The 13,900-nt window shown below is 62.7% G+C and carries 7 protein-coding genes; all 7 read left to right on the forward strand.

Features of this window, described 5'->3' with window-relative positions; all coding sequences use genetic code 11:
* Nucleotides 1–233: 233 nt before the first annotated feature.
* The 7 genes from ACQR0W_RS08560 (at nt 234) to ACQR0W_RS08590 (ending at nt 13,899) form a co-directional block, all read left to right on the forward strand.
* Nucleotides 234–3,761: a S8 family serine peptidase gene (locus tag ACQR0W_RS08560; protein ID WP_434840636.1), complete on the forward strand. Its 3,528-nt coding sequence runs from the start codon at nt 234–236 to the stop codon at nt 3,759–3,761.
* A gap of 15 nt (nt 3,762–3,776) precedes the next feature.
* Nucleotides 3,777–5,225 (forward strand): MBL fold metallo-hydrolase, encoded by a 1,449-nt coding sequence (locus ACQR0W_RS08565; protein ID WP_434840635.1) that lies wholly within the window; start codon nt 3,777–3,779, stop codon nt 5,223–5,225.
* Between the two features lie 306 nt (nt 5,226–5,531).
* Nucleotides 5,532–6,545 carry an alpha/beta hydrolase family protein gene (locus tag ACQR0W_RS08570; protein WP_434840634.1) on the forward strand — a complete coding sequence of 338 codons (1,014 nt, stop codon included), beginning with the start codon at nt 5,532–5,534 and terminating at the stop codon, nt 6,543–6,545.
* Between the two features lie 113 nt (nt 6,546–6,658).
* Nucleotides 6,659–9,895, forward strand: a complete 3,237-nt coding sequence (locus ACQR0W_RS08575; protein ID WP_434840633.1) for a hypothetical protein — start codon at nt 6,659–6,661, stop codon at nt 9,893–9,895.
* Nucleotides 9,892–11,865 carry a hypothetical protein gene (locus tag ACQR0W_RS08580; protein ID WP_434840632.1) on the forward strand — a complete coding sequence of 658 codons (1,974 nt, stop codon included), beginning with the start codon at nt 9,892–9,894 and terminating at the stop codon, nt 11,863–11,865. Before ACQR0W_RS08575 ends, ACQR0W_RS08580 begins: the two co-directional genes overlap by 4 nt.
* A complete protein-coding gene (locus ACQR0W_RS08585) occupies nt 11,858–12,820 on the forward strand; it encodes an AAA family ATPase (RefSeq protein WP_434840631.1) in 963 nt (320 codons plus the stop codon). Before ACQR0W_RS08580 ends, ACQR0W_RS08585 begins: the two co-directional genes overlap by 8 nt.
* On the forward strand, nt 12,820–13,899 hold the full coding sequence (locus ACQR0W_RS08590) for a hypothetical protein (protein ID WP_434840630.1): 1,080 nt from the start codon (nt 12,820–12,822) through the stop codon (nt 13,897–13,899). Before ACQR0W_RS08585 ends, ACQR0W_RS08590 begins: the two co-directional genes overlap by 1 nt.
* Nucleotide 13,900 lies beyond the last annotated feature (1 nt).

The raw sequence follows: 13,900 nt of genomic DNA on the forward strand, positions 1-13,900 counted from the left end.
TAATCGCGGAAAACTTGGGAAAAGCATTTTTTTCGACGGAGTTCGCGCTCCGGCTTCGGCCGCGGTTGGAGCGACCTATTAGGTGCGGCGCAACCGAACCTCCTCGCGACTATCACCTTACCGTCGAGCGGCCATTGTTCGACCGGATAGTCGTTGCGACGAGTGAAATTTACTTTTGAATACGGACGAATATTGGTCGCCAAGGCGCGATCGCATGTAGCGGATTTTAGCAAATGGGTGGTTCTGCGGAAGGTAAAGTTCAGCTGTTGGTCAAGGCCGCCGGCGAGTTTTCGCCCAAGCCACTGAAGCTCGGTCTGAAATCGGAGGTCAGATTCAGATCCCGACCGCTGTTCAAGAGCATCGCGCCCAGCGCTCTCGGGGCCGCCGCTCAACCGACATGGCATGTGGTGGAGACCGACCTGCCAGCCTCAGGCGTCAATCAGTGGGACCTGTGTCATGCGATGAGGCACGAAGGTCAATCGCTCGCCGCGGGAGGAATCGAGATCATCGAGCCCGATCTCGAGCAGCGGTGGCCGATCGGTCCGACAGCGCGAATGCAGACCGACTTCGCCATCCGGGAGGGGGATCCGCATGCCCAGGACCCGTCTTTTCCCCACGAGAAGGACAATTTCTGGTTCCGCGACGAGGTACATAGTCAGCTCGAGGCTTTGGGCAAGATCGCCGACCCGGGGCCCGGGAAGCGCGTCCGAATCGCACATCTCGATACCGGATTCGATCCCGACCATTCGACCAAGCCGACCTTCCTAAGCCTGCGCGAACAGCGCAACTTCGTCGACGAGGAGTTTCCCGACGACGCGACCGATCGCTCCGACGGCGTCTTCAACAACTTCAGTCACGGTACGGGCACGCTGAGCATCCTTGCGGGTAGCGCAGTCGCCGGCCGTCAATTCGGCTGCTCGCCGACGGCGGAAATCATCCCCATCCGCGTCGCAAATCGCGTCGTGCTGTTCAGAAACAGCGCGATCGCGGAGGCGCTCGACTACGTGCACGGGCTTTGCCGCAAGAAGGAAACGTTCGTCCATGTCGTGACGATGAGCATGGGAGGACTGCCATCGGCGGCTTGGGCCGAAGCCATCAATGCACTCTACGAAGCGGGCGTGTTCGTGGTGACTGCGGCCGGCAACAATTACGCGAACCTGCCGTCGCATTTCATCGTCTATCCCGCCCGTTTTAATAGGGTTGTAGCGGCGTGTGGGAGCATGGCGGACGGAAAACCCTACGCCGACCTTCCTCCGACGCAGATGGCAGGTGACTACGGGCCCCTCAAGAAGATGGAAACCGCCTTGTCGGCATATACTCCGAACATCCCATGGGCGCGCTTTGGAGAAGCCAACGTCGTCGACTTCGACGGTGCCGGAACCTCCGCTGCGACACCACAAATCGCGGGCGCCGCCGCCCTCTGGATCCAGTACAATCGGGCGGCTTACGAAGCCCTGGCAAAGCCCTGGCAACGCGTCGAGGCAATTCGAACCGCGCTGTTCGACACCGCGGACAAGAACGCGGCCCCGAAGGACCATTTCGGTCGCGGAAAGCTCAAGGCAAAGGACGCGGTCGAGGCGCCGGCGGCGACCGAACTGCGCATGCTGCCGCCGGATGACGCAAGCGGTGCCTTCCTCGATATCCTGCTCGGGCGTGGCGCCGCACCCGCCGACCCGATGGTTCGTCTGGAGCTTGCTCAGATTCTGCAGGCAAGCGGTCTGGAAACCAGACTGGATGGAGGTGCCAACGCGTCGAGCATCGCTGGCCAAGTCCTCGCGATGCCTTCGATCTCGTCGCCGCTCCGCGCCGCATTGTCGCATGTACAGCGGCCACCGGCGCCGGCTGCGGAGATGTCTCAGCAGAAGGTCAGACCCGCGGAGGCCCTCAACGTCAAGCTTGCGATGGCGCCGGAGATCGCTGAGCCCGCGTTCCGCAAGCTCCGGGTCTTTGCCTACGATCCTTCGCCCCAGACGGATCCCCAACTGTTCGGCATCAATCAAGCGACCGTCTATGTTCCATGGGAAAGCGGCCTTCTGCCCGGTCCGGTCGGCGAGTATCTGGAAGTCGTCGACGTGGATCCGGCCAGCCAGTGCTGCTATGCGCCCGTTGATCTGAACCATCCGCATCTTCTCGCTAACGACGGGCATTCGCCGTCGGAGGCCAATCCGCAATTCCACCAGCAGATGGTTTACGCGGTCGCGATGAGGACGATCGCCCGGTTCGAACGGGCGCTCGGCCGCAAGGCGCTGTGGGCGCCGCGCTACTTCCGGGATCACAACGGGAATTTCGTCGACAGCTCGTACGTCCAGCGCCTGCGCATATACCCGCACGCGATCCGCGAGCGTAACGCCTACTACAGCAGCCAGCGGATGGCGCTCCTCTTCGGGTACTTCGGAGCCAACAGCAGCTACGCCGGGAACGCGCTTCCCGGTTCGCAGATCTTCTGCTCGGTCTCCCACGACATCGTCGCTCACGAGACCACCCACGCTCTCCTGGACGGTCTTCATCCTCGATTTCAGGAAGCGACCAATCCGGATGTCTTAGCGTTTCACGAGGCTTTCGCGGATATCGTCGCCCTCTTCCTGCATTTCTCGATGCCGGAATCTCTGCTCCAGCAAGTCAAGCACACGAGAGGCGATCTCTTTCAGGAAAGCCTTCTCGGTCAGCTTGCTGTGCAATTCGGGGAATCCAGCGGCATGCACGGCGCTCTGCGCAGTGCGATCGGAGGCAAGGACGAAAAGGGCGAGTGGCAACAGGCGCCGGTCACTCGGCTCGACTATGAGAACGCCAAGAATGACGGAGACCCGCACGCGCTCGGATCAATCCTGGTATCCGCGGTCTTCGCGGCGTTCATCACGATCTACAAGGGCCGCAGCGCCGATCTGATGCGGTTGGCTACCAACGGAACCGGCATTCTGCCCGCAGGAGAAATCTCGCAGGATCTGGCCGTGCGCCTGGCCAACGAGGCATCCACCGTCGCAAACCAGGTTTTGAACATCTGCATCAGGGCCCTGGACTATGTTCCGCCCGTCGATATCACGTTCGGTGAGTACTTGAGAGCGCTCGTTACGGCGGATCGGGACCTGGTGCCCAACGACGACCGCGGCTATCGCGTCGCCTTCATCGCCGCCTTCCGCGACCGGGGCGTTTTTCCGACGGACGTTCGACATCTCGCCGAAGACAGTCTGGTATGGTTGCCGCCTCCGATCGGGGCGGATTGGGCGAACGAGTTCGCCTCGCTCGTCGAGACGCTGAAACTGGACTGGAATCTGAACTCCGACCGGCGGAAGGCCTATGAGACCTCGCAGGAGAACCAATGGAAGGTGCGCGAGTGGATCCTCAAGCCGGAAAGGAAGCCATTTCTCGATGCGCTGGGATTCGAGCCACAGGCCGCGAAGACGCAAATCGGCACGATGACCGGGGAGATGCGGCCGATCGAGGTACATTCCGTTCGGCCGACACGCCGCACGGCACCCGATGGGTCGAGCCATTCCTGGCTGGTCGTCGAGATCACGCAAACCTTCCGATGCATGCCGGATGGAGAACGGTATCGTGGAGGATGCAGCCTGATCGTCGATCTGAATACCAACAGACCGAGGTACTTCATCCGCAAGCGCCTGCGCGGAGGAAACGGGGCGCTTCTTCAACAGGCGGCCCGCATCGCGGCGGCCACACGGGCCGCCGAACGTGGCGAGATCTATATCTCTCCGGGTGACGCTTCCGCGAGCCACGAAGCGTTCGCACTCCTTCACAGGGAATGAGGTGGAGTCGCATCCATGGCCAAGAAAACGAGGACGGCAAAAGCCTCTGTCGCAAAGAAGGTGCGGGCAAAAGCTTCGGTGTCGAAATCGGCCAGAAAGGCGCGTGCGCCGCGTCGGAAGGCCCAGTCGAATGCCGATCGTGCAACGGCCGCTCGTTCTGGTGCGACCGTCCGTGTCTATCGGCAGGGGCTTGGCGACTGCATTTTCGTGAGCTTGCGCAGACAGGACGGGACCGACTTTCGTCTGATGATCGATTGCGGGGTGGCTGTGGCGACGCAAAACGCCGCCGACAAGATGAAGGAGGTCATGGAGGACATCGCCGAGACCGTTAAGCCCGACAAGATCGATGTCTTGGCCATCACCCACGAGCATTGGGACCACGTATCCGGTTTTCAGCAGGCGTCGGACGTCTTCGAGCGCCTCCCCGTCGACGAAGTCTGGCTCGCATGGACCGAGGATGCCACCGACGAGCTCGCCAAGAAGCTCAAAGAGGACCATCAGAGGGCCTTCGCGCTCCTTTCGCGCAGCGCCGCCGTGCGGGCGATGTCCGGAGACGCTGGCGGCGCCGGGTCTTTGCTGAACATCGCAGGCATGCTGGGAGCCGCCGGGGAAAAAACCAAGGCCGCCTTGGACGTCGTCAAGCGGAAGGTGGACGATTCCAAAACGCGCTACCTGCGCCCCGACGTGACCGAACCGATCGTCGTTTCAGGGACCGGCGCGACCATCTACGTCTTAGGACCGCCGCATGACGAGAAGGCGATCAAGCACTTCAACCCGTCCAAGCGCAATCCTGAAGTCTACGAGCTTGCCCTGGACGGGACCGGGCTGCTGGCGGCGGGCGTCTACACCGCCCTCGCCGAACTTACGGACGTCCGGCCATTCGCGGATTCTTCGAGCATTCCGCTGGAGGCGGCGCGCTCGATGCCCTTCTTTCAGCACCATTATTGGGGCACTCCGGGGGACGCCTCGGAATGGCGGCGGATCGACGGCGACTGGCTGGGCGGCACCGACGAATTCGCCCTGATGCTTCAGTCCGCGACGAACAACACGAGCCTGGTCCTCGCGATCGAACTGCAAGGCGGAGACGTCATGCTGTTCGCCGGAGATGCGCAGGTCGGCAACTGGCTTTCTTGGAAGTCGCTGTCCTGGAGGCACCCCGACGGGCGCACGGTCACCGGTCCCGACCTGCTCGCCCGGACCGTGTTCTACAAAGTCGGTCACCACGGAAGCCACAATGCGACCCTGCGGCAGCAGGGGCTCGAGCTCATGAAGCGGCTCAAAACGGCGGTCATCCCAGTCGACGAGGTCGTAGCTAAAAAGATGAGTTGGGGAGCGATGCCGCTGGCGGGCCTTGTCAAAGCCCTCGACGATCGAACGTCGGGGGGAACTTTCAGGACAGATGACGAGGGACTAACCACGAATGTCGGGCCGAAGCCAACGCTCTACCTCGAGTTCGAAATATGAGCTCTAGGCTGCAATCCCTCCAGTCCGCCATAGCGTCGTCGTCCTTTGAACTACCCGGACGATTGCCACCCGACAGGCGAGCTTTCTCTGCAAGACTTAGACGGTACCTGTGCGTCGTTTCAAGATCGCGCTCGAACTACGACTGGAGGTGCCATCCTATCAGCCATCTCGTAGCTCAAATTCGCTAGCTTAGTCAGTCCGGAAGCAGCAAGGTGAGCTGCAGCAACAACGACAACGTTAGCCCTCGACAATCGCGACCGATTCGCTACGCTTGGACGAAGCGGCGCGGAGACGCTTCGGAAATGATTGCAATTGATTTCCTGGCAACGATACGTAGATGGAGTCGAGCATGCCGCTGCGGCGAAAGCGGCCGCAATCAAGTTTTGCGCCGCCCCTTCGGTCGGCTTCGATCTACTCGATAGCGGTGGGAAACCCGACGATCTTGCGGCCTTGTTACGCCATGCGGATGCCGCCATCCAAAGCCCGGATCGCTATTTCGAGCCCGACTTGCCGGTCGAATTCACGCAAGACCGCGACAGCCTAACGTTCAAAAGCCCGATCGCGAGCGGAGTTGCCAATGATATCGTGCGAGCTCGGTTGTACGAAGCACGCCACCGCGAGCGCGCCGTCGTCATGTTGCATCACTGGAACGCCGAGCTCGAGTCCTACCGCGCGTTCGCTCGCGTGCTGGCGGTATCCGGCATCTCCTGCCTGCAACTGAGTCTTCCCTACCATCATGAGCGCCAAACCCCCAACGTCGGCTTTGCCCGCGAGTTGGTCTGCGAAAATCTCGGGCTCACGATCCGAAGCAACCGGCAGGCAATCCTCGAGGCGCGTACCTGCCTCACCTGGCTCGAACAGCAAGGATTCCGCCGGCTTGGCATCATTGGTGTGAGCGTCGGATCCTCGATCGGCTCAATCGTGGCAGCGCTGGACTCTCGCGTATCGGCTGCTGTCCTGATCCTGATGGCTGATGATTTCGCCGAGGTGGTCTGGACCGGTTCGGCCACGGCCCACGTCAAGTCGAGCCTCGAACGACGCTTTACATTTGAGGACGTACGGACCGCGTGGGCGGTCATCAGCCCGGCAACCTACGCAAAACGGCTCAGCCGACGGCTTAATAGCGCATTGATTATATCAGGCCGGCACGACGCGGTGTTTATTCCGCAATCGACCCGTCGCTACGTGGAAAGGCTGTCGACACACGGGCTGAACCCGGCTTGGATCCGCTTCGGCTGCGGACATTATACGCTGCGGCTATTCCCATATTCAGTGCTGACCGTCATGAATACGATCACCTTTTTGCGGCGGCAGCTCTAACTTGCCGGCGCGCGGCGTTCCCTCATTCTGTGGTTGCAGCGCTCTGTCTCGGGATCATAACATCCAGCCGCAATTGAAGGGTGCGAGCGCCATATGCCTAAACGGGGGAAATCATGGGAGGTGATCCTGGTATCGCGCCGCCTGCAGGTGCAGGTCGCAAGAGTGAGCGTCGAGCGATCGATGCAACCTTTATCCTAGCTCTGATTTTCGGGCTGCGCGCTCGCGGCATCGCTTCGGGTCCGGACGAGGCGGCCGCGGCGGCCGCTCTATCGAAGCTGCAAGCAGAGTGGGCCCGCGACGAGCTTGCTGCGGTGCTTTTGCCGATTTTCGCGCGCCGCCCCGGCGAGGCTGGGGAGTTCGTCGAAGTGTTCCGGCGTTTGTTCGACGACCAGCCCGCGTCGGTTCTCACGACTACGACTACGACTACGCTTCCGACTACGCCTACGGCGACGCCGCGACACGACCCTCCACCCCGACGACGCCTGCTCCACGAATTGCGGACGCGGACAACTGAGGCGTTGCAGCGGACCAGCGGAAGCCTGTCGCGGCTCGGATCCTATCGTAAGCAGGCTCTCGTGGTCGCCGGCGTCGCGATCATGGTCTGGATCTTTGTGAATCTCGATTACGGGTCGCAGCTACCGCATTGCGCGCTTCCGAGCGCTTGCGGACCGGAGGACCATATCAGTGCGCCGCTAGTGTGGCTCTACGCTGCCGCCTCCGCGACCTTCGTGGTAGCTCTCGCCCTGATCGCGTGGAGCGCCTACGCGAGCCGGACACACGTGGCGCGCGGGCCGCGGCGCGGTCCCCTGTCCGGGTCGAGGGGGCAGGTCGCGGGCGATGGCTCGGTGTTCCGGGTCGGATCGATCGGCGGACGGGCGGATCCCTTCATCGGGCCCGCGCTCGCCATCGAGATCGCGGAGATCATTGGTTACCGCGCGGGCGAGCCGGACCCGAGTCGCCTCGACGCGCGGCGCACTATCGCAGCCCGCCTCCGAGGCGACGACCCATCAAGGATTCATTTCGTCCCGCGTCGCGAGTTGCCGACAGTCCTTCTGCTGCTCGATTCCTCGTCGGAAGCGCGCTTCTGGAATACCCTGCCAACCGAATTTGCCGACACCCTCGTAGCACGCGGCGTCGCACTCGATCGCGTTGACTTTCCGGGATCGTTCTTTCTGCGTCGCGGTGCGCAATGGCTTGCGCGGCCGGAACTCGAACTGGTCGACTCCGCGATCGCCGCGCCAGGGTGGACCATCACTATCGTGTTCGCCGAGGCGCATCGCTTGTCCGAGCGCGACATCGTCGTGCTACGACGCATGCTCGAGAACGGTCCACTGCTGTTCCTCGAGCTGCGCGATCCCGCGCTATGGGACGAAAGGCAGCTTGCGCTGCAAGACTCCGGCGCGATCGTCGTGCCGGCGACCGGCCCGCACCTGCGCGACGGGCTTGCGCAGCTGTTCGCGCCCGACCGGATCGCTGCTGTCCCGATTGCGTTTCCGAAATCGGAGCGGGCCGGCGCCGAGACGCTGGCGCAACGCCTCGGAGACGCACTCGACTGGGCGGCGGAATGCGCGTTGATACAGCCTGTATCTTTCAGCCTTGCCGAGCGACTGCGGTTACGCGAACGGCATACGAAGCTCACGCCGCACAAGCTCGCATTCTCACGCTTGACCGCGCTGCCGGGCGGCTTTCTCGGGCCCGAAGGTCTGCGCCTCGAGGCCGGAACGCGCCGCGCATTGCTCGAACATTTCGGCCGGCGTTCGCCGGAGCAGCGCAAGGAGGTGCTCGACCTTGTGTGCGCGGCGATCGCGCTCGCGCCAGCAAAGGGGGCGACCGCCAAGGCGCTCAAGCGCTACATTGAGGCTCAGTCGCTGCTGTTCGACGCCACTCCGGACCACGCGCTTCGCGAGATCAACGCGCTGAAGGAGGAGGGCCTGATCGACCCCGATCCGATCAACGATCTGATCGGACGGCTTCGGCCGCCGGAATATCCGGGTCTCGCGTATCCGGGTGGAACCCTTGAGCCGTCCCTTGCTGCTGAGCCGATCCGCTTACCGGCTGAACCATTCAGCGCTGGCGCGCGCCTGCAAATCGCGGGGTTCGACGGCGGCTACGAGACCGAACGCCAACGGATCGTGCCGGCGGAGTGGACGGTCGCGACCCCGGAAGTTCGTTTGCGTCTGCCCACGATCGACCGCTCCATACCCGTAGCCGCATTCCTGTCGAGCGGTAATGAAATACTGTACGAGGGCGAGGTTCGTGAGAGCGAGTCGGTCCTGCTCCTGCTTAACTCAGCGAACGCGACGCGGGAGCGCATCGCCCTGTCGGTGCCCGGCGGCGTTCGACGCATCGCGGTCGCTGAAACGGCTGCGGTCGCGGCGGTATGGATTGGCAGCAATGCACTGCGCTTGCTCCGGCTCCCTGAAACGTCGGGCAGCGGCGAACGGCCAGCTCCGCTCAAGGTCGATCTGGGCAGTTGGGCAGGCGACTTCACCAACGTGACGACCGCTCCGCTGTTCGTACTCGACCCTGGCGGCAGCACCCTCGCGTTACGCGGTCCATCAGGACAGCATCTTCGCCTGCTCGACACCGAGAGCGGCAGCCTCCGGACCGATGATGTTCTACTTGAAAGCTTCATCGAAAGCCTCGTTGTCATTGACGGCAATCGCGTGATTGCCGGCATGCGCGACGGACGGGTGTTGAGCGTCGGCATCGGCGGGACCTCGGAAAGGTTCTCCCGGATCGCAAGTTTCGACGGCGTTCCGACAAGCCTCGACGTGATGCGCGCCGCGGAAAATTCCTATGCGCTGCTCGTCGGACTGGACAACGGGCGGATCATCATCATCGCGAACGACAGCGGGAGCCCGAAAGAGTCGCCCCCCGTCGAGATCGCACGCGTCAACCTGAAGCCGGCCACGATCAGCGTGTGCCTTCCGGTCGAGGACCGTGCGGCGGCGCGCATCGAACCGATCGACAACACGGCAGAAACCAAGAATAGCGGCATCTCATTCGAGGGCGTCTGCATCGCTGTACTCGGCAGCGGCGGGGAGTTCGACGTCATTGGTCTGCCGCTCACCCCCTCCGGGCGCGTACTAACGCGCCAGTCCGACATTGTCGGGCGTCCGGGCACTGTCCGGTTATTCTCTTCCATGTCGCTACTGCACCAATCTATCGGACCCGCGATCGACGGCTCGCGCGTGATTGCCTCGGCAAGCGGCGGCCGGAGACTCGCGGCGATCAGCGGCGGCCGTCTCGTGATCAGGCCTCTCACCTACGCGCTCAAGAAGCCCGCCGAAATGTCGAAAGCCGAGGCTGAGCCCGAACCCGATGCCCAACAATCGGTGTCGGCATGATCCGGCGTACCATCTATCTGCGCCGTGCCAATGACGGCAGCATCGAGCGGTGCTCAGTGGCGACTACGACCGACGGTGCGCCGCGCAGCCGACAGGAGGTCTACCTCAACGGCCCTTGGGAGGCCACCGGCCTCGCCCGCGACACCGCCTATGAAAAAGGGGCGACATTCGCCACACTGTTCGACCAATGGGCCATCATCGATGAACTCGAGGAGATCGAAGACAAGATTACGCTCACCACACAACGTGCCATCGGTCGCCGGCTTTATCGCGCGCTGTTCGGGACCAAGCGTAGCATCGGCGACCGCTGGATCCACCTCGTCCCGCTGCTCGCGCCCGCGCAGCCCGCCGGCGCCCCGGACGCAGACAGCGATTTTGTCGATTTGGTGTACCGTCTGCCCTGGAGCTTCGTTACCACCGCCGACGATGATCGGGCCAACTTCCTGTCGCGCACGCGGTCCGGCGCCGGATCAATCACGGTCGACGCTTGGCCGGACCGTGGTGCGACCGCGCCGTTCGAGACGAAGCTGCCGCCCTATCCGGTCATCCTGCTGGTCATTCCGCTGAATGCGAAAGGAAAGGAAGAGACGTTTGGGAAGGACCACCTAAAGGTCATCCAGACTGCACTCGGGCCGTACTACGAAAAACCGGGGCTGCAAAGTCATGTAGTCCATGCCCGCACGTTCGAGGAGTTCACGACTAAACTGGAAACCGCGCGCCCCCACATCGTCTACTTCTACGGCCACGCAAAGCCATCCGGGAACTCGACCGTATTCTGGTTCGACCACGGAAAGATCATGCGGCACGTCGATGCAGGCGAGATTTGCGCTGCTGTACAGAACCTGCGGGACATCACACGTTTTGCGCCAATCGTTTGGGTGAATGCGTGCCAGAGCGCCGCCGCCGAGCGCAACAGCTTTTTCCGTCTGCTGTCGCCAATGTCCGCGACCGTGCTTGCCACACGAACCCTTGCAGCCGTCGCCGACAGCAGGGCGATCGCCGAAAAGGCCCTGCCCGCGGTGGTGATCGGCGGGCATGCACCTCATGCCGCGATCCGCGACGTGCTGTCGACGTCGCCGCCCCCCATGCTGGCCGGACGCTGGGCCACCACCGTGATCTCGGTGCAGTACGAAATGTGGTCGGCGCTCGGCACCGAAGAACGGCAAGTTCCTGACCTCGAATCCGCTGGCGACTTTCCAATGCGCGTCGACCGCACGCATGCGCTGGCCAGCATCGCGGACCGACTCGGGCCACGCCTTCGGCTCTCGCCGAAGGCGCCGCACGTGGTGGTGTGGAAGGGCCCACCCGAGCAGAGCCTGGACGTGTTCACGCAGCGCTTTATTGACCATCTGGCGGAGACGTTTCCGGACTGGAGCACAGTCGAGCTACGCGTCGGTCTCCAGCTTGACCCGAGGCCGGCAAGCGAGTCGGAGAAGGACGACCTCGTCAGCATCCTGATCGCTCTTCTCGGCCGTCCGCTCGATCCGGAAGACGTTACGAACGTTAACCACAAGCGCATCCGCGACGAGGCGATCCGGCTCAGCAAGCCGCGGACGGTTCTGCTGTTTGTGCACGGCCCATTCACGCGTGCCAATATCGCTGCGATCAACGAATATCTCAAGACCTGGAGCAGTCTGCACACCGCGATCGATACACAGGGCGGCAATGTCCACGTCGTGCTCGGCTTCGCGTTCAACGAAGAAAACACCGTAGCCGAGGGGCCCACGCTCGCCGGCGAGGGATTCATCACCGAGCTGCTCGGGCCGGTGGCGCCGCGCGAAATCGCAGCGCATCTGGCGCAGTTCCGACTATTCTACAGCTACGCACCGGACGAGATCGACGCAAGGGCGAATGAGTTGGCGCAGGAAGCCAGCGGAATGTTCCGGCTTATCCACGCCAGGCTCGAAAAGCGCGCGCAGATGATCCGATGGTCGCGACGAGGCACAAAACAGGGAGAACAGAATGGCTGAGTTTGACCTGATAAAGGAAGGTGCGTTCGATCGCGACGACGCGCTGAAGCGGCGGACCGAACGCGTCACTTCCTTCGCACGTCCCTATCGGGAGTTCGCGAAGAACTACCAGGCGACGGGCCCGCTGCTCGCGGCCGTGAACGTCGCTCTATCGCTCGGACGTCCGCTCCTTCTCACCGGCGAGCCGGGGAGCGGCAAGACCCTCGCGGCCTGGTGGATCGCGCACCGCCTCCAGCTAACCGACCATGTCCACGAGTTCAACGTCAAATCCGACTCGCGCGCACGAGACGTCTGCTACGAGTTCGATGCGGTCTCGTGGTACCGTAAATCCCAACTCGCCAAGGATGACGCCGGGGAGGTCCCAAAAGACGAATTTCTTCGGCCGGGTCCGCTTGGAAAGGCGTTCGGCTGGCGCGGGCCTCCGCCTACGCTGCCGAGCGTCGTGCTAATCGACGAGATCGATAAGGCGCCCCGCGATTTTCCCAATGATCTCCTGCTCGAACTGGACCAAATGCGGTTCACTATCCAGGAGATAGACACGGCCGTCATCTGTCCGGCCAACGTACGACCCATCATCGTCATCACATCGAACGCGGAGCGCCGGCTACCCGACCCGTTCCTGCGGCGTTGCGTCGTTCATCGCATCGAGATCGATCTGAGCGTGTCGAAGCGGATACTGACCGCGCGCCTAAAGGAGTTCAACGTGCCCAATACCCCGCTGATCGACGCCGCGGCGGCGTTTTGGGTTGATCTCGGACCCAAGCCGCTCGTCCGCAAGCCGACCATCGACGAATTCTGGCGATGGCTCGCACTCGCTGCCCAGCATGGCGGCAAGCCGGCGGAGGCGATCGCCGATGCCCTGAAAACACCCGGCGAGGCTACGCGCGCGCTGCCCTTCATCGAAACGCTGTTCTCGTCGCCTGCAGACCTGAAAGTCGCGACCGGAGGAGCCTGATGCAAGCGGGATCCATACTCGCGCCGTTGCGTTCCTTCGCATGGATGGAATGGGTCTTCGTCGGTTTGGCGTGGCTCACTTTGACTTACTTCTTCTTCAACCTTCTCGACCATGTTGACGGCGGCGCACCTCTCGATCTAATGCCGGTACTCGCCGGCGCGGGTGCGATCCCAGCGCTGTGGTGGGCCTTCCGCATCGGGCATCGGGTTGAGAAAGCGGTCGAGCGTCTGAGCGAAGGCGCCGGCGTAACGGTTCGCTCGAACGAGACCTGGTCAGCCTTTCGTGCCGACTTCCGCCGAACGATGCAGACGTGGACGAGGCGCACAGCAATTTCCATTGCCATCATCATGGTCCCGATCTTCTTTTCTATCGCCCACAGCCAGGGCTTCGACTGGACCTTCGACGCCGACACCTGGAAGCAGATTGTCCTTGGCATGGTCATGCCCGGCACCGGGCTGCTCATCGGGTCGACCCTCGGACGGCTGATCGGATACGGCCATCTCGGCCAAGTCATGGAGCGGCACAACATCCGGATCGTCAGCCTTGCTACGCCCGCCGCCCGCGAAGCGATGCGCAGCCTCGAAGGGGTTTTCTGGTTCGCGGTGTTCACCAGCATGGCGCTGTGCCACTGGTTCGCCGCTTGGTGGATCGTGTGGCATTTCGGCCTGGATACGACGACGACCGGACGGTCGCTGGACCTGCCGGACTATCGCAGCCTTTATCAATGGTCGTTTCTCGGGCTATGGCTCGTCTCGCTTACGATTTTCGTGTTCGCCGCACGCTTGCCCGTACGGTCGTTCCACCGCCGGCTCGATGCGATCTACGGCGGCGCCGGTGCGCGGGACGCGCTCGAGCAGCAATTGAAGGAAGCCGGAGAGGATCTGCGCGCGCTCGACCCAGGTAACCCGCGTGTGGGCGACGAACGCCGTGGGCTCGAGACCTTCATTATTGACCTTGAGGCACGTCGATTTCGTTCGCCGCTGCTGAACCCCACCTTGATGGACGCCTTGATCGGCTGGAACGTGATCCTGATCGTCGTGCCGTTGCTGTTAGGAACGAGAATCCCATTCGCATTCTAGC

The organism is Bradyrhizobium sp. HKCCYLRH1034 (genome assembly GCF_051168375.1).
In the GTDB taxonomy this organism is placed as follows: Bacteria; Pseudomonadota; Alphaproteobacteria; order Rhizobiales; family Xanthobacteraceae; genus Bradyrhizobium.

Coding starts and splice junctions, on each gene's coding strand:
- ACQR0W_RS08560 (WP_434840636.1), top strand. CDS start 234: ATGGGTGGTTCTGCGGAAGGTAAAGTTCAGCTGTTGGTCAAGGCCGCC.
- ACQR0W_RS08565 (WP_434840635.1), top strand. CDS start 3,777: ATGGCCAAGAAAACGAGGACGGCAAAAGCCTCTGTCGCAAAGAAGGTG.
- ACQR0W_RS08575 (WP_434840633.1), top strand. CDS start 6,659: ATGGGAGGTGATCCTGGTATCGCGCCGCCTGCAGGTGCAGGTCGCAAG.
- ACQR0W_RS08580 (WP_434840632.1), top strand. CDS start 9,892: ATGATCCGGCGTACCATCTATCTGCGCCGTGCCAATGACGGCAGCATC.
- ACQR0W_RS08585 (WP_434840631.1), top strand. CDS start 11,858: ATGGCTGAGTTTGACCTGATAAAGGAAGGTGCGTTCGATCGCGACGAC.
- ACQR0W_RS08590 (WP_434840630.1), top strand. CDS start 12,820: ATGCAAGCGGGATCCATACTCGCGCCGTTGCGTTCCTTCGCATGGATG.